The following is a 19,984-nucleotide window of genomic DNA, read 5'->3' on the forward strand; positions in this document are numbered from 1 at the left end:
CTCGTTCCGCGCCGGACGACCCGCTGGGCGTGTTCGGCGCGGGCCTTCGCCGGATTCCAGCTCGCGGCCACCTCAAGCCGCGGGAGGGTGCGGCTGGAGCAGCCCGCACCGGTGGGATACTCGCCGGATGCGGATCACCGAGACCTCCCCTGACAGCTCCCTCGGTGAGGAGCTGCTGACGTTGCAGCGCGCCGCGTACGCGGTGGAGGCGGAGATCATCGGCGACGAGCGGATCCCGCCGCTGCACGAGAGCCTGGACGAGCTGCGCTCGAAGCCGCTGCGCTGGCTGGGCGCCGTGAACGACGACGGCCGGCTGGTAGGGGCCGTGGCGTGGGCGGAGACGGCCCGGGAGGTGGACGTCGACCGGCTGGTCGTGCACCCCGGCGCGCACCGGCGCGGTGTCGGCAGGGCCCTGGTCAAGGAGGTCATGAGCAGGGCGGGCGGCCGCGCGATCACGGTGTCCACCGGCCGCGCCAACCTGCCCGCCCGGACGCTCTACGAACGGCTCGGGTTCGCGCTCCGGGGCGAGGACGAGGTGCTCCCCGGGCTGTGGGTGGTCCACTACGCCTTTCCCGGCTGAGCCACCGACAGCGGCCTGTCGCACCCGGCCGATCCCCCACCTCCATGGCGACCGATTCACCACCAGAGGTGCGACCAACGCACCACGAAACCAGCGACCAACGCACCACCAACCGTGCGACCAACGCACCACAGCACTAGCGACCAACGCACCATCGCCTCTGCGACCAACGCACCGCACAGGGCGGTGTTCGGGGGACGGTGGGCGCCCCGCCGGATCGTGAGTTACGCCTTCTGCTGCTGAGCCTGTTCCAGGGCGGGCCAGAGGGCTTCGGGGATCGGTTGCCGCCAGAGGGCCGTGTTGGCCGTGATCTCCTCAGGTGCGCGGGCGCCCACCACGACCGAGGCGACCGCCGGGTGACGCAGCGGAAAGGCCATCGCCGCCTGCGGGAGTGTCACGCCGTACGACTCGCAGATCGTCGCGAGGCGCCGGGCCCGGTCGAGCAGGGCAGCGGGAGCGGGCAGGTAGTCGAAGGTGCCGGACGGGGCCGGCGTGGCCAGCAGGCCGCTGTTGAAGACCCCCGCGGCGAGCACCCGGACCCCGCGCTCGGCGCAGGCGTCGAGCAGCGGGAGGCCCGAGCGGTCGAGCAGGGTGTAACGCCCGGCCGGCATGACCAGGTCGATGTCGGTCTCCTGGACGAACCGCAGCGGCGCCCGCCACTGGTTCATGCCGACGCCGATGGCCTTGACCACGCCCTGGGCACGCAGCTCGGCCAGCGCCGGATAGGCCTCGGTGAGCGCCTGCTCGATGTGCTCGTCCGGGTCGTGGATGAGGACGATGTCGACGGACGGCACGCCGAGCCGGGTCAGGGACTCCTCCAGGGAGCGCAGTACGCCGTCGCGGGAGAAGTCCCATCTGCGCTCCACGTCGGCGGGCACGTCGAAGCCCTCGTCGTCACGGCCGTCCCTGCCGGACGGGACGAGCAGCCGGCCGACCTTGGTGGAGAGCAGGTAGCCGGACCGGCCGGCGAGCGCCGCTCCCAGGCGACGCTCCGCCAGGCCGAGCCCGTAGTGCGGGGCGGTGTCGAACAGCCGGACGCCGCTGTCCCAGGCGGCGTCGACCGTGGCGCGGGCCTGCTCGTCGGTCACCGCCTGGAACAGGCCGGCGATCGGGGCCGTGCCGAGCCCGAAGCGGGGCAGCTCGATGGTCACGTCAGCTCCCACACCAGCGTGAGCCCGCCCGTGCCCTTGTCGAAGTCGCCGTCGAGCAGCTGGTTCATCCGCCGCTGCCAGGCCTGGTCGGCGGGGTGGTCGCGCAGGGCGGCCTGCAGGGCGGCGTAGTCGTCGACCTCGACGAAGTGGAACAGGTCGAGGCCGTCACGGTAGATCCGCCAGGAGTGCAGGCCGTGCTCACGCATGGCCTGCTCCAGCTCGGCGGGGACGCTCGCGTGCTCCCGGTCGTAGATCTCCGCACAGCCGGGCCTCAGCCGGGTGCGGAGCGCGAGCCGTTGCATCAATCCTGCGCCTTTCCACCCGCGACCCGGCTGATCATGAGGGCGACCAGGATGATGAAGCCGTAGACGACCGGCTGCCAGAAGCCCGAGACGCCCTTGAGGGTGAGGATGTTCTGCACCAGGCCGATGACCAGCACACCGGTCAGCGCGCCGAGGATGGTGCCCTTGCCGCCGTCCATGCTGACGCCGCCGATGACGGCCGCGGCGAACACCATGAAGATCCAGCCCACGCCCTGGCCGGAGCCGATGGCGCCGAGGCGTCCCGTCTCCAGCACGCCGGCGAGCGCGGCCAGCATGCCGCCCACGATGAACACGCCCCACAGCACCCGGTCGATCCGGATGCCGGCGGCGCGGGCGGCGTCGGGGTTGCCGCCGATGGCGTAGAGGGAACGGCCGACCCTGAAGTAGCCCAGCCCGACGATGCCCGCCACGAACAGCAGGCCCGCGATCCAGATGGACGCCGGCAGGCCGAGCCAGGTGGCGCTGCCCAGGTAGAGAATCGACTCGGGCAGCTCGAACAGCGTCTTGCCCTCGGTGGGGCCCAGTTGCAGGCCGTGCACGATGATCAGCATGGCCAGCGTGACGATGAACGCCGACAGCTGGAACTTGATGATCAGAAATCCGTTGAAGGCACCGACCGCCGCGCCGACCAGCAGGCAGAGCGGGATCACCAGCATGCCGGGCAGGCCGAGCCCGAACCCTCCGGCGGACGCGGGGATCACCAGCATTACCGCGATGGCCGGGGCCATGCCGACGGTCGACTCCAGCGACAGGTCGAACTTGCCGGAGATCAGAATCAGCGCCTCGGCCAGCACCAGCAGCGAGATCGACGCCTGCTGCTGGAGCACGTTCGTGAGGTTGCCGGTAGTCAGGAAGATCGGGTCCAGGAACGCGCCCACGATCAGCAGGAGCACGATCACGGGCACCAGGGTCAGATCGCGGAACCTGGCCAGCCGCAACCTCGGGGTGAGCGCAGTCAGTGTGGTCACGGTTGAATGCCTTCCATAACGGCCACGAGCTCGTGGTCGGTCCAGCCACGTGGCACGTCTTTCACGACCCTGCCGTGGAACATCACCAGGACGCGGTCGCAGATGCGCAGGTCGTCGAGCTCGTCGGAGACCACCACGGCTCCGGCGCCCCGCTCGACCGCGTCCTCGACGGCGCCGAGCAGGGCCTGCTTGGCCTTGACGTCTACGCCGGCGGTCGGGTTGATCACGACCAGCGCGGTGGGTTCGTCGACCAGCGCCCGCGCGAACACCACCTTCTGCGCGTTGCCGCCGGACAGGTCGCCGACGGGCTGGTCGGGCCCCTCGGTCTTGATGTCCAGGTCCTGGATGAGTTGTACGGCCTTGGCGCGCCGTTTCGCCGGTGACACGGTGCCGAACCGGCCGAGCTTGCGGGCGATCGGGATGGTCGCGTTCTCGCCCACGGACAGCAGCGGGGCGAAGCCCTCGTGGTGCCGGTCTTCGGGTACGAAACCGAGCCCGGCCTTGAGCGCGGCGGGGACGTCGCCCGGCTTGACCCGGGCGCCGTTGACGACGACCGTGCCCGAGTCGGCTTTGCGGAGCCCGACGAGGGTCTCGGCCACGCCGACCTTGCCACTGCTGGCGGAGCCGGCCAGGCCGACCACTTCCCCGGACCTGACGGAGAGATCGACGTCCTGGTAGCGGCCGGCCAGCGTCAGCCCCGCCGAGGACAGCACGACCTTCTCGCCCGGTGTGCGGGAGCGGGACTCGTACGCGACCGTGGCCTCGCCCGTCATCGCCGCGACCAGGTCGTCGTGCGGGAGGCCGTCGACCGGCCTGGTCATGACGTGCCGGGCGTCGCGGAAGACCGTGACGCTCTGGCAGATCTCGTAGACCTCGTCCAGGTGGTGGGAGATGTACATCATCGTCACGCCCTGCTCGCGCAGTGCCCGCATGCGGACGAACAGGCGCTCGATGGCGGGGCCGTCCAGGCGGGCCGTCGGCTCGTCGAGGATGATGAACCGCGCGCCGAACGACAGCGCGCGGGCGATCTCCACCAGCTGGCGCTGCTCGACGTCGAGGTCACCGGCGAGCGCCTCGGCGTCGACGTCCACCTCGTAGGTGGCGAGCAGTTCGCGGGCCTTGGCCCGCAACGCCCGCCACTTGATCATCCCGCTGTCGGTCTGGCGGTTGAGGAACAGGTTCTCCGCGACCGTCAGGGTGGGGATGATGGTGGGCTTCTGGTAGACGCAGGCGACCTGCCGTCGCCACGCGTCCCGGTCCGCGGGGGCGGGTGCCGCCTCTCCCGAGAACAGCACCTCGCCCTCGTCCGGCCGCTGGAGCCCGGTGAGGATCGACACCAGGGTGGACTTGCCCGCGCCGTTCCTGCCGAGCAGCGCGTGGGTCTCGCCTTCGGCGATCGCGATGCTCGCGCCGTTCAACGCCACGGTCGGACCAAAGCGTTTCACGACATTTCGGGCTTCAACATGAGTTTTCATTACTTGACCTGGTTGCCCCAGAAAGCCGGGTCATCCACGTTGTCCTTCGTAACCAGCGGAGCGGGCAGCTGGTCCTCCAGACCGTTGGGCAGCTCGATGATCGTGCTGTCGTGGTCCGTGGGGCCCGGCTTGAAGGTCTTGCCCTCCAGCGCCGCCTTGGCGTAGAACACCGCGTACTTCGCGTAGAGGTCGGCCGGCTGCGACATCGTGGCGTCGATCTCACCCTTGCGGATCGCCTCGAACTCCTGCGGGATGCCGTCGTTGGAGACCACGAAGACGTGCTTGGGGTCCTCCGGCGCGACGAGCAGGTTCTTCTGCTTCAGCACCTGCAGCGTGGGCGCCAGGTGGACGCCGCCGGCGTGCATGTAGACGCCCTTGACGTCGGGGTGCTGCTCCAGGCGGGTCTGCAGCATGGACGCGGCCTTGCTGCCCTCCCACTCGGTCGGCTCGTCGAAGACCGTGATCCCGGGGAACTTGGTCTTCATGCACTCGCCGAACGCCTCGGCCCGGTCGCGGCCGTTGATCGAGCTCAGCGCGCCCATCAGCTGGACGACCTTGCCCTTGCCGCCGAGCTTCTCACCGAGGAACTCACAGGCCTTGGTCCCGTACGCCCGGTTGTCCGCGCGTACGACCATGTAGACCTTGCCCTTGTCGGGCCGGGTGTCGACCGTGACGACCGGGATCTTCTTGTTCTCCAGCGTCTGCAGCGTGGTGGCGATGGCGCCGGTGTCCTGCGGGGCCATGATGATCGCCTTGGCGCCCTGACCGGTCAGCGCCTGGACGTTGTTGACCAGCTTGGTCACGTCGTTCTGGGAGTTGGTCGCCTGCATCAGGTCGGCCTTGAGCTCGCCGGCCATCTGCGGGACGTACTTCATGTAGGAGTTCCAGAAGTCGGAGTCGGCTCGCGGGTGGTCGACGCCGATCTTCCCTCCACCGCCTCCTTCGCTCGCCGTCGGGGTGCTGTCACCGCACGCGGCGATGACGGCCAGGAGGGCCGCGCCTGCGACCACGGGGCCGATCTTCATCGTTGGGGGTTACCTTCCTCGTCGGGCCGGCACCCCGGGCGGGGGCGACCCTGAAAAATGTGATGTCTCAGTTGGTGGGCCGGAGCCTGAGCCCCTGCATGCCACCGTCGACCGCGAGGGCGGTGCCGGTGGTCGCGCCGGCCTCCGGGCCGGCCAGGTAGGCGATCGCCGCGGCGACCTCCTCCGCGCTGACCAGGCGGCCCATCGGCTGCCTGGCGTTCAGCGCCTGTCGTTCGGCCTCGGGGTCGTCGGCCTTGTCGAGCAGCCGGCCGATCCACGGGGTGTCGGCCGTGCCGGGGTTGACGCAGTTGACTCGGATCCCCTCGCGGACGTGGTCGGCCGCCATCGCGAGGGTGAGCGACAGCACCGCTCCCTTGGTCGCGCTGTAGAGCGCCCGCGCCGGCAGGCCGGCGGTCGCCGCGATCGAGCAGGTGTTGACGATCGAGGCGTGCTCCGACCTGCGGAGGTACGGCAGGGCCGCCCGGCTGACCCGGACCATGCCGAGCACGTTGACGTCGAACACCTGCTGCCACTCGCTGTCGGGGTTGTCCTCGATCGTGCCCTGGGCGCCGATGCCCGCGTTGTTCACGAGCACGTCGATGCCGCCGAGCCGCTCGGCCGCCTCGGCCACCGCCGCCCGCACCGCGGCGTCGTCGGTGACGTCGGCCCGGATCCCGACGAACGGCTCGCCGGGCGGGTCGAGGTCGAGGCAGGCCACCTTCATGCCCCGCTCGGCCAGCAGTTTCGCGGTGGCCAGGCCGATGCCTGAGCCGCCGCCGGTGACGATCGCTCTGAGACTCATGCGTCCTTCCAGACCTCGCCACCCGGGAAACTGTGGGCGGCGATCGACTCGGGGTGCATTTCCGCGCTGAAGCCCGGCGCGGTGGGGGTGACGTACCTGCCGTTGTCGATGACGACGGGGGTGACGAAGTGCTCGTGCAGGTGATCGACGTACTCGATCACCCGGCCGTCCGTGGAGCCGCTGACCGCGACATAGTCGAACATCGACAGGTGCTGCACCAGCTCGCACAGCCCGACGCCGCCGGCGTGGGGGCAGACCGGGATGCCGAACCTGGCCGCGAGCAGCAGGATCGCGATGTTCTCGTTGACCCCGCCGACTCGTGCGGAGTCTATCTGCAGGTAGGAGATGGCTCCTGCCTGCAGGAGCTGCTTGAACACGATCCGGTTCTGCACATGCTCGCCGGTGGCGACCGGAACGGGCTTCACGCCCTCGGCGATGGCGGCGTGGCCGAGCACGTCGTCGGGGCTGGTCGGCTCCTCCACCCAGTGGGGGGCGAACTCACTCAGCGCGTCGATCCACTCGATCGCGGAGGCCACGTCCCAGCGCTGGTTGGCGTCGATCGCGATCGGGAAGTCGGGCCCGCAGACCTCACGCGCCACCCTGAAGCGGCGCCGGTCGTCTTCGAGATCGGCCCCGACCTTGAGCTTGATCTGGCCGAACCCCTCGTCGAGAGCCTCCTTGCAGAGCCGCCTCAGCTTGTCGTCGTCGTAGCCGAGCCAGCCCGGGGAGGTGGTGTAGGCGGGGTAGCCCTCGGCGCGCAGGCGGGCGATCCGTTCCTGCTTGCCGTCCTCGGCCCGCCTGAGGATCTCCAGGGCCTGCTCCGGGGTCAGCGCGTCGCTCAGGTAGCGGAAGTCGATCAGGCCGACGACCTGCTCGGGCGTCATCTCCGACAGCAGCAGCCAGACCGGCTTGCCCTCCCGCTTGGCCCGCAGGTCCCACAGGGCGTTGACCACGGCCGAGATCGCCATGTGCATGACGCCCTTCTCGGGCCCCAGCCAGCGCAGCTGCGAGTCGTTGACCATCTCCTTGTACAGCGCGCCGAGGTCCTCGACGTCCCTGCCGATCACGTACGGCTCCAGCGCGCCGATGGCGGCGGTCTGCACGTCGTTGCCACGGCCGATGGTGAACGCGAAGCCGTGCCCCTCGAACCCGTCGTCGGTGGTGAGCACCACGTAGGCGGCCGAGTAGTCGGGGTCGGGGTTCATCGCGTCGGAACCATCGAGATCGCGCGAGGTGGGGAACCGGATGTCATGCGTCTCCATCCGCACGATCCGGTAGCCGGGAGCCGTCATGCCTGGCCCACGGCCTGTCGCTGCCGCCCGAGCCCCTGGATCTCCAGCTCCATCACGTCACCGGCGCGCAGGTACGGCTGCCCCGGCATGCCCATGGCCACCCCCGCCGGGGTGCCGGTGTTGACCACGTCGCCCGGCTCCAGCACCATGAACTGGCTCAGGTAGCGGATGATCTCGGCCACGTCGAAGATCATGTTCTTGGTGTCGCCGTCCTGCCGCCGCTCCCCGTTGACCCACAACCTCATGGCCAGCGCCTGCGGGTCGGCGACCTCGTCGGCGGTGACCAGCCAGGGCCCCAGCGGGTTGAACGTCTCACACGACTTGCCCTTGTCCCACTGGCCGCCGCGCTCCAGCTGGAACTCCCGCTCGGAGACGTCGTTGGACACCGCGTATCCCGCGATGACGCCGAGCGCCTCCTCCCGGCTGCCGAGGTAGCGGGCCCGGCTGCCGATGACGACGGCGAGCTCCACCTCCCAGTCGGTCTTCACACTGCCCCGGGGCACCAGCACCTCGTCGTACGGCCCGATCATGGTGTCGGCGGCCTTCATGAAGACGACCGGCTCGGCGGGCGGCTCGGCGCCGGACTCGGCGGCGTGGTCGCGGTAGTTGAGGCCGATGCACACGATCTTCCCGGGGCGCGCGACGGGGGCACCGACGCGCAGACCCTCGGCGTCGATCACGGGCAGCGCGTCGCGCTCCAGCGCGTCCCGGACGCGCGCCACTCCCCCGGAGGCGAGGAAAGCACCGTCGATCTCGGGCTCCCCGAGGTCGCGCAGGTTTCCGGCGGCGTCCATCACCACCGGCCGCTCCTGGCCGACAGGTCCTACTCGCAGCAGCTTCACACCGCATCCCTACAGTCATACATCGGATGTCTCAGCCCCCCGATGCTCCTGCCCAGCCTTAGCGATGTCAATACCCCAACAACGGAAACATCGGACCAGTGAGACTTTTTACCCAAATCCCTCTCCGCGCAGCACCCGGAGGGTCTCTACCAGCAGAAACGACGTTCCACCCGTTCGCGGCGCCTGTCGCGGCGTCTGACGTCGAGCCGTTCGTGATCGCCAGAGACCCGATGACTCGACCGCTCCCCCGAAGCAGGCGCTGCCTGCGTGGTGACAAGATCTTTGATGACAGGCCATACCGCCAGGGGTGGAGGCCAGTAGACCAGGAGGGGTAGCGCGAAGTTCAAGCGCTGAGCTGATGGCAGTCGTGGTTCATGAGCCTTTACTGGGTGCACCGAACCCCTGCGGAGGTTTCATGAGGATCAAACGCGTTCTGGTCGTCCTGGCGACGGCCATGGCCACCCTGGCCCCCGCGGCCGACGCGCAGGCCGCCGACCTGTCGTGCGGGCGCAACCTGTGGCCCTACAGCTTCCCCGGAACCAACGACTGGGTGGCCAAGAAGTCGGGCCCGAGCGGCTACGGCTGGGTGCACCTGTATCGCAAGATCACCAACCAATACGGCTGGATCTACTGGGTGTGGGGCGATCAGCTCAGCGGCGGCGACACCGTCTCGCTGGACTGGACCTACCAGGGTGTGACGAAGAACTGCCACGCCACCGTCGCCGGCGGGTATGACTCGGTCACGTCACGAGCGGTCAACGAGGGCACCGAGGGTCGCTACTTCCGCGCCTGCGTCAAGACCACTTCCTGGGATTGCACCTCCTGGGGCAACAGCACTGACCCGGGCCCGGACTGGGATCTGGACTAGGCGGTCACTCAGGATCGGGACGCGGGTTGCAGCGAGGTGTGACCAACCCGTACTCGTACGCCAGGGCCACCGCCTGAGCGCGGCTCGACACGCCCAGCTTGGCCATCAAGCGATTGAGGTGGGTCTTGACGGTGGCCTCAGAGATATGAAGGTGATCGGCGATCTGGTGATTGGACATGGTCCGACCGACGAGGTGGAGCACTTCCGCTTCGCGAGAGGTCAGGTTCTGCGGCGCCGACCGCGGTGCTGGGTTGATGAAGGCCTCCACCAGCAGTTTGGTGGCGGCGGGCGAAAGAAGGGTGTCGCCTGTCGCCACCGTGTGGATGGCGGCCAGTACTCGCTCCGGCGGGGTGTCCTTGAGCAGGAACCCGGCGGCCCCCGCCCGCAGCGCGTTGTAAACGTACTCGTCCAGATCGAAGGTCGTCAGGATCAGCACCTTGGGCTGCTGGGCGCTCACGTCGGTGAGGATCTGCTCGGTAGCGGTGATACCGTCCATGCCCGCCATGCGGATGTCCATCAGGATGACGTCGGGCCGGGTCGTCAGGGCCAGCTTGACCGCCTCCTCACCGGAGGCCGCCTCGCCCGCGACCGCCAGCCCCGGCGCGGCCCGGATCAGCGCGGCCAGCCCCGCGCGGATCAGGATCTGGTCATCGACGACGAGCACGGAGATCATGCGCCAAGCCTTCAATGGTCGGCGGCCCTCGCCGCCGCGGGCGGGGATAATGGCGGCCGTGACCGTGAACCAGCTCGCGGGAAGGGGGCCTGCTTCGAAAATGCCTCGGTACAGCTTGACTCGTTCTTTCAAGCCGATCAACCCATGGCCACGAGGACCGCTCACCGGCGTCGTCTGGACACAGTCGTTGACGACGCCGGTGGTCACGTTTCACCCGAGCGAAAGGGACACCACTTGACATCCTCCCGGCTCTGAAGAACCGGGATTCCAACCGTCGCCGGTTGGGCTTCCTGCTTCACCGCCGGTCGCCCGCCCGAGAGGACTCTCGTTGAGGTCTTACACCGGCTCCACAGGCGTTTCGCCTCTCCGCAAGCCCTGCGGCGAGGGTGTTGCCGATCATTCATCCGGCGGCTTGGTCATCGCCACCGTCGAACACACTACCGAACCGTGCGGTGTCGTGCGGCGTTTCGACGGCGATCCGCCTGGCGGCGAATCGCCTACCCCTGCCCTGCTCCGCAGGGGTCCGATTCCTCCCCCGCCTGACGGCGGGGGTCTCCTCGGAGGTTCCCGATGAGTACGCATCCCCCATTACGCCGCACCACCGTCATCGTGCTGGCACTGGCCGGCCTACTCGCGAACGTCACTCCCGCGTCTGCCGCCGCAGCGGACTCGCTGGGGCTCTCCTGCGGTCCGAACAACGGCGCCGGCCTCAACCCCTACGCCTACGTGCCGCAGAATGAGCGCGTCCATGTGGCTCGGCGGGGATACGACGGATCGACCGAGGTGGTCAACCTGTATCGCAGCACGCACATCGAGTACAACGGCGCACGCATCTGGTGGGTGTGGGGCACGGGTCTCTCGGCCGGCGACAAGATCTCGCTGGACTGGTCGGACGACGGCACCAATTCCTGGTGGGCCTGCCACGGCACCGTGACGGCCGGGCACACCACGTGGAGCACGCGTGCCGTCGACAAGGCGGGCAGCCGCAAGTTCCGAGCCTGCGTCAAGCCATACAACCGGTCCTGGGCCTGCACGTGGGGCTGGCACCCCTAAGTCGCAGCTCCGATAAATACGTTGCGGGGTCCGAAAAGGGCGGGGCATGCTGGGTCGATCGAGCGGCGGAGAGCGCTGCCTGAACTAAGGAGGGCTGACGGATGGCCATCACTGCACTGCGGCATGTCCGCATCAGTCCCACCTCTTTGTTCAGGAGCACACCCGTTGTCTTCCGAGTACGAACTCTCTGATACCTACTCCGACCTCGACTCCCGCCGGTCCGAATTCACCGGTGACGAGTCCCAGCCAGATCCGGCCGCAGCCTTCGTCTTCACGTTCCATTCGGTCGACGAGGAGCTGGGCCCGGATCAGCGGTGGTCCACCTGGCTGGAGGTCGAGCGGGGTTCTCGCGGCCCGGAGCCACACCCCTCGTGGGTTGTGACGGAACAGGCTGCGATCGACACCGAGCTCGGCGTCCTCAAAACCGGCAAGGAAGCCGACGTCTTCCTGCTCGAACGGGCCGTCGAAGCCATCGGCGACAACCCGGCGAAGTCTTCGCTGCTGGCCGCGAAACGGTACCGCACCGAGGAGCACCGGTCCTTCCACCGCAGTACGTCGTACGTCGAAGGCCGCCGTACCCGTAACAGCCGTGACAGCCGGGCGATGGCGAAGAAGACCTCGCACGGCCGCAGTGTCGCGGCCGGTCAGTGGGCATACGCCGAATGGGACGCCCTCAACCGGTTGTGGGAGGCCGGCGTCCCGGTGCCGTATCCCGTGCAGGTGGACGGCACCGAGCTGCTGATGGAGTTCATCGACGACGGCGAGGGCGGTGCCGCGCCCCGGCTCGCCCAGGTCCGGCCGTCGAAGGAGCTGCTGGGTGTGTACTTCGAGCAGCTCCGCAACGGCATGCGTGAACTGGCCCGCGCGGGGCTCGCGCACGGCGACCTTTCGCCGTACAACGTCCTCGCGCAGGCCGAGCGGATCGTGATGATCGACCTGCCCCAGGTCGTCGACATCGTCGGCAACCCGAAGGGCATGGACTTCCTGATGCGCGACTGCCACAACATGGCCACGTGGTTCACGAACCGCGGGCTCGAGATCGACGAACAAGAGCTGTTCGCCGACCTGCTCACGATGGTGTTCTGATCGCCTTCTGCACGACAACACACTCGGACACCGACAGGTCTCCGGAACCTACAGCAGTGCGGCGAAGTGAGCGGGGGGAGCCTCCGCAAAAACCCGTTGGCGGACCACGGCGACCACTGCTACTTTTCCGGAGGCCGTGCGAGAGAACGAGGAGGTGGTACCCGTGAACGCAGTATCGACATGGGTGCTCCCCTCCGGGGTCACGGTCGGGCGATAGGTCGTCCGGGAGCGCCGTTCAAGAGCACTCCCGAAAGGCACGACCATGCGATTCACTTCTGAACGGCGCCTCGACGACGGCGTCCTCGAACGCGAATTCACTCTCGGCGAGATCCCCGGCATCCTGTGGACGCCCGCATCCGCACCGGCGCCGCTGATCCTGAGCGGCCACCCTGGCGGACTGCACCAGATGCACCCCCGGCTGGCGGCCCGGGCCCGGCACTACGCGGCGGGATACGGCTTCGCCGCGGCCGCCATCGAGCTCCCCGGGGGCGGTGACCGGCCCCGTTCGGCCACCGCCGAGCAGGCCCGTGCCGACCTGCTCCGGGCGATGGAGGCCGGCGAGCCGGTCGACGAGATCGTCGACCGGCTCGTCCTCCCGCTGGTCGAAAAGGCGGTCCCGGAATGGCAGGCCACCCTGGACGCCCTCCTTTCGCTGCCCGAGATCGGCGGCCCGGTCGGGTACGAGGGGGGAGCGATCGCCATCGGCATCCGGCTGGCGGTGGCCGAGCCGCGCATCTCGGCCGCCAATCTGTTCGCCGGGAGTTTCGTGCCCGCCACCCTGTTCGAGGAGGCCCGCCAGGTCACCATTCCGCTCCAGGTCCTGCTGCAGTGGGACGACGAAGGAAACGACCGGCAGCTGGCCCTGGACCTGTTCGACACCTTCGGCTCCAAGGAGAAGACGCTGCACGCCAATATGGGCGGGCACACCGGCGTCCCGTCATTCGAGATCGACGCTGGAGCCCGGTTCTTCGCCCGGCACCTGAGCTAGCCGCCGGCCGGCCCCGCCGTCAGGCCGGCAGCAGACGGTAGGCGGTGCCGGCCAGGATGCCGCTATCGAGGACAGGTCCCGGCCCTCCTCGATGGCGGTGGCCGGCAGATGCACGAGGGCCAGGTCGAGGATGAGGGAGCGTTCGGTGTGCTCGCCGGCCGCGATGCCCGCCAGCACCTTGACGCCGACGCCCTGCGCGCGAGGTCGTACAGATAGTCGTACCGGTACTGGCGACGGCCGGCGAAGCGGCGGCCGTCGCGGCTACGGCGGCCAGCGCGCCACCGCCGATCAAACCGCCCAGCGCACGGCGCGATAAACCGTCCTGGGCATCGGAGGAGGGCAGGGGGAGCGTTCGGACATGCGTTTCCCTCAGGCCAGAGATGTTTACGGATCGGTCCACCTCAGGGTCGCCTCGACCCGGAACCCGCCGCCGGGCAGCGCACCCGCGTCCACCGTGCCGCCGGACATCTCGGCGCGCTCCCGCATGCCGATCAGGCCGTGCCCGAATCGACCTGCCCCCATCCAGCGATCGGCGCTGCCCACGCCGTCGTCGGTGACCTGGATGTGCAGCCCCTCAGGGACGTACAGGAGTGACACCTCGGCGCTGGCATCCTTCCCAGCGTGCTTGAGCGTGTTCGTCAAGGCCTCTTGCACGATCCGGTACGCGGCCAACCCCGTCTCAGCCGGAACGTGACGGGCCTCGCCTTCGATCTGAAACCGTACTTCGATCGGCAGCCACTCGGCCAGAGCTTGGATCGCGTCGATGCCGGGCCGCGGCGCCGTCGGGCTCTCCCGCAGAAAGCCCAGCAGCAACCGTAACTCAGCCAGAGCGGTCCGGCCCGCGTGCCCGATCGTCTCAACGGCCGCGCTCGCACTGACCTTGTCATCGTCCAGCAGCGCGGCGTTCGCCCCTGCCGACTGGATCACCATGGCGCTCACGTTGTGCGCCACGATGTCATGCAACTCCCGGGCGAGCCGCATCCGCTCCTCGGCCAGCGCGGCCTGCGTCCTACTCGCCTCCTCGCGGACCACCGCACGGGCCACGGCCTCCGCCTCCGATCGCCGCAGTCTCCCCAGCCCCCACGCGGCGAAGCAGGTCACGAACGACACCACGTACAGGTCATCAGGAGGATCGGGCAGCGGTAACGGCAACGGCCCAGCCCACATCCGCACGACCGTCAGCGCCGTAGGCAGCAGCGTCCCGCCCAGGAACAGACCCGTCCATGCGGAGGACGTCCATCGCCCACTGGTGTAGAGCACGAGCATCAACGCGGTCGGCGTGCTCAGCTCCGACCACGCGGCGTTCCATTCCGCCCAGATGTCCCACCGGCCGCCAATCAACCACAACGTCCACACCAGCCCCAGCACCGGCACCGGGAACCGGCGCCGCCAGGCCAAGGCCGCATACGCCAGCAGGTCGCCCCAGAACGTCAGGGGCAGCCGCTCGGGGTGGGCGATGGTCTGGTCGCTGTAGGGCACCTCCACGAGGAGGACCGCGCACGCGATCGCCGCCAGCAGCGCATCGGCCAGCTGGGGGTGATCACTCCACCAATCCAAGGCCCGCCGCACCATGATCGTACGCTACGGCCCTGGCCCTGACCGCGCCACAGGCAGGCGTACCGCAGTGCACGCTCGGGCACTCCAGACTCCCAGAGGAGCGGCCGGCCCGTCCAAGTCGGAGCAGGCGGCGGTTGACGGCGACGGTGTAGCGTAATAGAACACGTTTCAGTACGGTCTCAACCAAGCGTTTGATCAAATCGCCTGAGGTGAACTTCTGTGCGGATCGACCTCGTCGACCAGGACCAGTACGCGGCTTCCGGACCACCCCACGAGCAACTCCGCTGGCTACGCGAAGCCGATCCCGTGCACCGGCACGACGGCGATCCGCCGTTCTGGGCCGTCACCCGCTTCGACGACGTGGTCCACGTGTCGCGGCACTCCGAGCTCTTCTCCTCCCATCGACGGCTGGCGTTGTTCAACGAGATGCCGGAGGAGCAACGGGCGCTGCAACGGATGATGATGCTCAACCAGGACCCCCCGGAGCACACGCGGCGGCGCTCGCTGGTCAACCGAGGGTTCACGCCCCGCACGATCGGCGCCCTCGAACAGCACATCCGCGACATCTGCGATGACCTGCTCGACAAGGCCTCCGGTGAGATCGACTTCGTCACCGAGATCGCGGCCCCGCTGCCGCTGTACGTGATCTGTGAGCTGCTCGGCGCCCCGGTCACCGACCGGGACAAGATCTTCGGCTGGTCCAACCGCATGATCGGCGCCGAGGACCCCGACTACGCCGACTCCCCCGACGAGGGCCAGGCGGCGGCCATGGAGGTCTACGCCTACGCCAACGAGCTGGCGGCCCAGCGCAGGAGCAACCCCAGGGACGACATCGTCACCAAGCTCATCCAGCCCGACGAGAAGGGCGAGACGCTCGATGAGAACGAGTTCGACCTCTTCGTCCTGCTGCTGGTCGTCGCCGGCAACGAGACCACCCGCAACGCGGCCTCGGGCGGCATGCTCGCCCTCTTCGAGCACCCGGAGCAGTGGGACCGCCTGGTCGCGGACCCGGCGCTGGCCGCCCCTGCCTCCGACGAGATCGTCCGCTGGGTCTCCCCCGTCAACCTGTTCCGCCGCACGGCCACCCAGGACGTGACCCTCGGCGGCAAGCAGATCCGCGAGAACGACAAGGTGGTCGTCTTCTACTCCTCGGCCAACCGGGACGCCTCCGTCTTCACCGATCCCGAGGTCTTCGACATCGGCCGTACCCCCAACCCGCACATCGGCTTCGGCGGTGGCGGCGCCCACTTCTGCCTCGGCAACCACCTGGCCAAGCTGGAGATGCGGATCCTCTTCGAGCAGCTGGCCCGGCGCTACCCCCGCCTGCGCCAGACCGGCGAGGTCCGCCGCCTGCGCTCCAACTTCATCAACGGCATCAAGGAACTGCCCGTCAAGCTGAGCTAGGGCCACAGGGACGCGGCTCCTGCGGATGAACGGGCAGGGGCGGCTGTCCTGGCGCTGGCTGCCGTCCTAAAAGCCGCGGCGGTGGTCTGAGTTATCAGGCCGTCCGCGAGCTGTGAGGTCACTCCTCGCCACCTGGCCGGCGCCTGCCCCACCTCTCACCGCGACATGCCCATACAGGCCCGAAGAGATGCCACAGTCTGAGGCCAGGCGATGCCACGTGAGCGCGACACGCAATCGACGACAATCTCACTGATCCCACGAATGCAGGGCACTCCAGGTGCCTCCGGCCGCTGCGAAGACCAAGTCGGAGCCCTCGAAGACTTCCTCACCGTTCTCCGGGCGCAGGCTCCCGAAGCGTTCGGCGCACAAGTCCACCTGCAACAGCCCATCGAAGTGGGTGAATTGCGGGGGACTGTAGAGCACCCAAGCGAACCCCACACTCTCATCGATGCGAAACCGCCGCACGTCGAGCAACTCCAGCAACACCGGTTCCCAACGAAAATCCTCGCTCACGACTCTGGCGTCGATCATGAGCCTGGCGACCCGTCCCCGCGTTGCTTTCGGACCGTATTCCTGATCAAGGATGACGCGGCGGAGGCAGGAGTCACCGAACTCGTAACGGGCCAGCAGAGCTGCGATCCCATCCTCGGTCAACGGGTGCGGTCCGAGCCTCCGCTCCGGCGCCGATCTGAGATCCACTGTGCTCCTTCGTCGATTCCGTCATCGTTGAGTTGGCGTCTGTTCGTTCGGCATGCCCAGGTCCGACTGCGCGGACAGGACGCGTCGCGCGACCTCGGAGAAGTCCGGCAGCGGCACGGAGTTCGTGATCCCGGACTCCGCAGGTCGGATACTCGTCAGCCTCTTGGCCCTGCCCGGCGGCCTCCTCACCACGACGCCGTTCGATGGCCGCCCACAGCTCCTCGTCGCCCCACTTCTCGAACTCGAATGGCAGCGGCGGCATCGAGCGCATGAACGGAGAGTGTGGTCGCAGGCATCATCGCGAGGGTCGAGACGGGTGATCGGAATCATGCGGTGGCCGCAGGGTCAGCACTGCCTGAACACGCGACGGGTCATGGCCAGCGCACCTCCGGGGTGCGTTCCACGAACTGCGCGTACTGCTCGAACGCCCGCTCAACCTCCGCCCGGTCGCTTCTGTGGAGCGGTAAGAGCGGCTGAACGGCGATCTGTACCCGGCTCTTCGCGAGGGTGCGTTTCCAGGTGGCCACGACCCGGCCGGCGCGTACCACGGTGGACTGGAAGACCCCGTTGTTGCCGGGGATGATGGCCGCCTTGTGCTCGTCGGCGACCATGAGCGAGCGATCCTTGTAGCCCAGCAGGTATTCGTCGAACCCCGGCAGCACGAGCACCTCGTCGTCGCCGGCCAGGGGAAGCGCGGTGTCGAGGAGCGCGGCGTCGAGGTATGTCTCCACCCCTTGGACGGTCACCCGGGCCAGCGCGTCGCCGGCCACGGCGATGCCGCGTTTGGCGTCGGCCGCGGTCAGGCCGGTCCAGCCCGCGAAGTCCTGCCGGGTGGTCGGCCCGCGGCCGCGGAAGTAACGCAGGGCGATAGTGCCCAGCGCCTCGTCGCGCTCTGGCCGGTGCGGGTCGGGGACCCATTCGTCGAGCAGCACGAAGCTCTGCTCCTTGCCGATGTTGGGGGCGATGCACAGCAGGCCCCGATGGCTGGCGTGCCACAGCAGGTAGTAGCCGCGCTGGCCACTGGTGTCGATGCCCTTGCCGGCCAGCACGGCCAGGCACTCCGACCGGCTCAGCCGCCCGCCACCGGCCAGGGCCGCGCCCAGCACCTCCATGGCCTGAACGGCGGTCTCCTCCGGGAGACCGAGTTGTTCGCGCCGCCGCGCCGCGCCCTTCAGCACCCGGACGCCCATCAATTCGAGCATCCAGCGGGCGTCGCGAGACGGGACGAAATGGATGGTGCCGCGCATCGGCCACGTGCGCAGCGCCTCACGCCGCTCCAGCGCGGCGGTGACGTCGGCGGCGGTGTATCCAGGCAATCGCGCGCCGAACGACCACAGACCGCTGGCCAGGTCTTGCGCCTGCATCGCCCCAAGCCAGGTCACCACCTCGGCCACGCCCGTCGCCCGCCCGGCGCCGCCGGGCGACGCTCGTAGCAGCAGGCTGGACATCCGCAGGCCGAGCACTTGTTGGGGGGAGAGTTCCACCGATTACCGCCTCCTCGCCCTCACCGTAGCCTTCGCCACCGACAATCCGACGATGTGATCGCCTGCTGGTGAGCCAGGGTGGGCAGGGCGCTTCGACGAAGACGACACTCGTAACCGGTACTCGCCTCGTTATGAGGGCTAGTGGGAGGCGGGTGGCTCAGGTGGCAGGACAGCGGCGGTGGGGGTGCGGGGCGGGCCTTACGGGCGGGCGGCCTGAACCCCTGGGTGTCGTCAGGCCGCCCGCGGCCCCGCCGGCCGAGGCGACAACCGACCGGCTGGGCGGCTCATCGGGCCTGACCGGCGAGCAGGCGGCGCCACCACTCGTACGCCTCCTCGCGGCGCCACCGCTCAGCCGTCCAGGACACGGGCGGCACATCCTGCCGAGGAAGGGTCAGGCGGCGGATCTGGTAGACGCCGCCGCAGGAGACCAGCTCATAGGCGGTCATCCGGCAGGAGCAGGTGTACGCGACGACCCGATCGGGCCCAAGGCCCTGCTCGATCCACCACAGCGCCGTACGCCCGGAGCGAGGCACGGCCGGATGCGGCGAAATCCCCGGGCAGTCCTCGTCGGTGAGGACATCAGGCGGAGCGAGAACGACGGCGGACGCGGTCACCGGACCGTCCATACGGCCGGGCACGCCTGCTCGGCGATGCCCTCCTGCTCCGCGATGACCTGGCACAACCCCACCAGGTCGTCGGCGTCGACCGTACGGTGCGCACCCGCGTCCTCAACGGCCCGGGGGAACGCCTGCTCGCGGGTCGCCCACAACCGTCCGGCGTCGCTGCGCATGATCCGCCACCCGGCGAACACCGGACGAGCGGCGGCTACGGCCCTATCGTGTGTCATGGGTCAGGACCACCATCCTGATCAGGGACCCGTCGGCGATGTAGGGCATCGCTGGCGGGTCCGCTTCATGCAGGCAGTGGTCTTGAGGCTCCTACCTGCGTCACCGGCTTGAACGACCCCAATTCTGATGCGCAGCGTAAGCGTGAAGTGACACAGCGTGTGTCACGCAGAGGCTGTTAGGACAAGCCAAGCCATTCGGCGAAGCCGCACAATTCGTCACTGCTGGCGCGGTGGAGGCGCAGGAGCGTCTCGACGTCCTCGCGCACCCAACGGTGCTCGCGCGTGTGTTGCGGTGCGATCCGGCGTGCGCTTCTCAACGCGTCGAAGGCGGCGTCTCTCATGCCGGCTCACAGTCGGGCACGCGCCAATTCGATGAAGAAGCCACTCCGGCGTTCGGCGGGCATGCTGGATGGTGGTGCCCAGGTGTCCCCGATGTCGAGAGCAGGCCGAAGATGGCTGTCGGCGAGCGAGACCTCGTGAATGCGCACCGAGTCCGGCCCGAAGGCCGTCCCGTAATAAACGCCCTCGGGGACGATGCCGCCGAGCCGCTGAGCCTCGACACGATGGCTCAAGGCGTCTTCGACCTGACCGGCGCGCGCTGCGACAACGGCAGCGCGCATGTGCAGCGACCCCAGCACGCCCATGTACTGGAGGCTCGTGTCCTTACGCGTGCGAAGGAGGTCGATTTCGAATTCGAGGGCTCGTAGTCCCGCCCCATAGGTGTGCGTGGCGAAGAAGACTTCGGTCCGTACGTATGCCACCGACGCCGCCAGGAGCAATGATCGAAACCTGTGGATCTGACGGGAAGGGGTGTACCTTCCCGAATCATCTGATCAAGGTTTCGAGATAAGGCCGACGCGCCAACGT

The 19,984-nt window shown here is 68.7% G+C and carries 21 protein-coding genes and 1 pseudogene; 6 read left to right on the top strand and 16 right to left on the bottom strand.

Features of this window, described 5'->3' with window-relative positions:
- The first annotated feature begins 127 nt into the window (after positions 1-127).
- Positions 128-580, top strand: a complete 453-nt coding sequence (locus AB0I38_RS21875) for a GNAT family N-acetyltransferase (RefSeq protein ID WP_358470779.1) — start codon at positions 128-130, stop codon at positions 578-580.
- A 224-nt stretch (positions 581-804) separates the two neighbouring features.
- On the opposite strand, the gene AB0I38_RS21880 is transcribed toward AB0I38_RS21875, so the two are convergent.
- The 8 genes from AB0I38_RS21880 to AB0I38_RS21915 form a co-directional block, all read right to left on the bottom strand.
- Entirely contained in the window at positions 805-1,731 is a 927-nt protein-coding gene (locus AB0I38_RS21880) for an aldo/keto reductase (protein ID WP_358470782.1), read from the bottom strand.
- Positions 1,728-2,033: an L-rhamnose mutarotase gene (locus AB0I38_RS21885; RefSeq protein ID WP_358470785.1), complete on the bottom strand. Its 306-nt coding sequence runs from the start codon at positions 2,031-2,033 to the stop codon at positions 1,728-1,730. The genes AB0I38_RS21880 and AB0I38_RS21885 overlap by 4 nt, the downstream gene beginning before the upstream one ends.
- Positions 2,033-3,022 (bottom strand): ABC transporter permease, encoded by a 990-nt coding sequence (locus AB0I38_RS21890; protein WP_358470788.1) that lies wholly within the window; start codon positions 3,020-3,022, stop codon positions 2,033-2,035. Before AB0I38_RS21890 ends, AB0I38_RS21885 begins: the two co-directional genes overlap by 1 nt.
- Entirely contained in the window at positions 3,019-4,446 is a 1,428-nt protein-coding gene (locus AB0I38_RS21895) for a sugar ABC transporter ATP-binding protein (RefSeq protein ID WP_358470791.1), read from the bottom strand. Before AB0I38_RS21895 ends, AB0I38_RS21890 begins: the two co-directional genes overlap by 4 nt.
- Before the next feature lie 50 nt (positions 4,447-4,496).
- A complete protein-coding gene (locus AB0I38_RS21900) occupies positions 4,497-5,522 on the bottom strand; it encodes a sugar ABC transporter substrate-binding protein (protein WP_358470794.1) in 1,026 nt (341 codons plus the stop codon).
- 67 nt (positions 5,523-5,589) lie between these two features.
- A complete protein-coding gene (locus AB0I38_RS21905; RefSeq protein WP_358470797.1) occupies positions 5,590-6,324 on the bottom strand; it encodes an SDR family NAD(P)-dependent oxidoreductase in 735 nt (244 codons plus the stop codon).
- Positions 6,321-7,616, bottom strand: a complete 1,296-nt coding sequence (locus tag AB0I38_RS21910; protein WP_358470800.1) for an L-fuconate dehydratase — start codon at positions 7,614-7,616, stop codon at positions 6,321-6,323. Before AB0I38_RS21910 ends, AB0I38_RS21905 begins: the two co-directional genes overlap by 4 nt.
- On the bottom strand, positions 7,613-8,458 hold the full coding sequence (locus AB0I38_RS21915; RefSeq protein ID WP_358470803.1) for a fumarylacetoacetate hydrolase family protein: 846 nt from the start codon (positions 8,456-8,458) through the stop codon (positions 7,613-7,615). Before AB0I38_RS21915 ends, AB0I38_RS21910 begins: the two co-directional genes overlap by 4 nt.
- Positions 8,459-8,873: 415 nt before the next feature.
- Here AB0I38_RS21915 and AB0I38_RS21920 point away from each other — a divergent pair, with 415 nt between their 5' ends.
- The gene (locus AB0I38_RS21920; protein ID WP_358470806.1) at positions 8,874-9,326 is read left to right on the top strand and encodes a hypothetical protein; all 453 of its coding nucleotides are present in this window, start codon (positions 8,874-8,876) and stop codon (positions 9,324-9,326) included.
- A gap of 4 nt (positions 9,327-9,330) precedes the next feature.
- Here the strand turns inward: AB0I38_RS21920 and AB0I38_RS21925 are convergent, their stop codons facing one another.
- Complete coding sequence (locus tag AB0I38_RS21925) at positions 9,331-10,206, bottom strand: response regulator (protein WP_358470809.1); 876 nt, start codon at positions 10,204-10,206, stop codon at positions 9,331-9,333.
- Positions 10,203-10,390 (bottom strand): annotated as a pseudogene (locus tag AB0I38_RS40415) (hypothetical protein); the annotation flags it as partial. The gene AB0I38_RS21925 and the pseudogene AB0I38_RS40415, both read right to left, overlap by 4 nt.
- 179 nt (positions 10,391-10,569) lie before the next feature.
- Here AB0I38_RS40415 and AB0I38_RS21930 point away from each other — a divergent pair.
- The 3 genes from AB0I38_RS21930 to AB0I38_RS21940 all read left to right on the top strand — a co-directional run bounded on the left by AB0I38_RS21930 (position 10,570) and on the right by AB0I38_RS21940 (position 13,126).
- Positions 10,570-11,052 carry a hypothetical protein gene (locus tag AB0I38_RS21930; protein WP_358470812.1) on the top strand — a complete coding sequence of 161 codons (483 nt, stop codon included), beginning with the start codon at positions 10,570-10,572 and terminating at the stop codon, positions 11,050-11,052.
- A gap of 165 nt (positions 11,053-11,217) precedes the next feature.
- Positions 11,218-12,138 carry a serine protein kinase RIO gene (locus AB0I38_RS21935; RefSeq protein WP_358470815.1) on the top strand — a complete coding sequence of 307 codons (921 nt, stop codon included), beginning with the start codon at positions 11,218-11,220 and terminating at the stop codon, positions 12,136-12,138.
- Positions 12,139-12,400: 262 nt separating this feature from the next.
- Positions 12,401-13,126, top strand: coding sequence for an alpha/beta hydrolase (locus AB0I38_RS21940; protein WP_358470818.1), 726 nt, complete (start codon positions 12,401-12,403; stop codon positions 13,124-13,126).
- 384 nt (positions 13,127-13,510) lie between these two features.
- On the opposite strand, the gene AB0I38_RS21945 is transcribed toward AB0I38_RS21940, so the two are convergent.
- Positions 13,511-14,698 (bottom strand): sensor histidine kinase, encoded by a 1,188-nt coding sequence (locus AB0I38_RS21945; protein WP_358470821.1) that lies wholly within the window; start codon positions 14,696-14,698, stop codon positions 13,511-13,513.
- 204 nt (positions 14,699-14,902) lie between these two features.
- Here AB0I38_RS21945 and AB0I38_RS21950 point away from each other — a divergent pair, with 204 nt between their 5' ends.
- Positions 14,903-16,087, top strand: coding sequence for a cytochrome P450 (locus AB0I38_RS21950; RefSeq protein WP_358470824.1), 1,185 nt, complete (start codon positions 14,903-14,905; stop codon positions 16,085-16,087).
- Positions 16,088-16,333: 246 nt separating this feature from the next.
- Here AB0I38_RS21950 and AB0I38_RS21955 read toward each other — a convergent pair whose 3' ends face one another.
- From AB0I38_RS21955 to AB0I38_RS21975, 5 genes are all read right to left on the bottom strand, one after another.
- On the bottom strand, positions 16,334-16,786 hold the full coding sequence (locus AB0I38_RS21955; RefSeq protein ID WP_358470827.1) for a hypothetical protein: 453 nt from the start codon (positions 16,784-16,786) through the stop codon (positions 16,334-16,336).
- Between the two features lie 371 nt (positions 16,787-17,157).
- A complete protein-coding gene (locus AB0I38_RS21960; protein ID WP_358470830.1) occupies positions 17,158-18,270 on the bottom strand; it encodes a winged helix DNA-binding domain-containing protein in 1,113 nt (370 codons plus the stop codon).
- A 284-nt stretch (positions 18,271-18,554) separates the two neighbouring features.
- Positions 18,555-18,884 (bottom strand): hypothetical protein, encoded by a 330-nt coding sequence (locus AB0I38_RS21965; protein ID WP_358470833.1) that lies wholly within the window; start codon positions 18,882-18,884, stop codon positions 18,555-18,557.
- Positions 18,881-19,117: a hypothetical protein gene (locus AB0I38_RS21970; RefSeq protein WP_358470836.1), complete on the bottom strand. Its 237-nt coding sequence runs from the start codon at positions 19,115-19,117 to the stop codon at positions 18,881-18,883. The genes AB0I38_RS21965 and AB0I38_RS21970 overlap by 4 nt, the downstream gene beginning before the upstream one ends.
- A 347-nt stretch (positions 19,118-19,464) precedes the next feature.
- A complete protein-coding gene (locus AB0I38_RS21975) occupies positions 19,465-19,896 on the bottom strand; it encodes a hypothetical protein (RefSeq protein ID WP_358470839.1) in 432 nt (143 codons plus the stop codon).
- Positions 19,897-19,984: the final 88 nt, after the last annotated feature.

Source organism: Nonomuraea cavernae (assembly GCF_040655715.1).
GTDB lineage: Bacteria > Actinomycetota > Actinomycetes > Streptosporangiales > Streptosporangiaceae > Nonomuraea > Nonomuraea cavernae_A.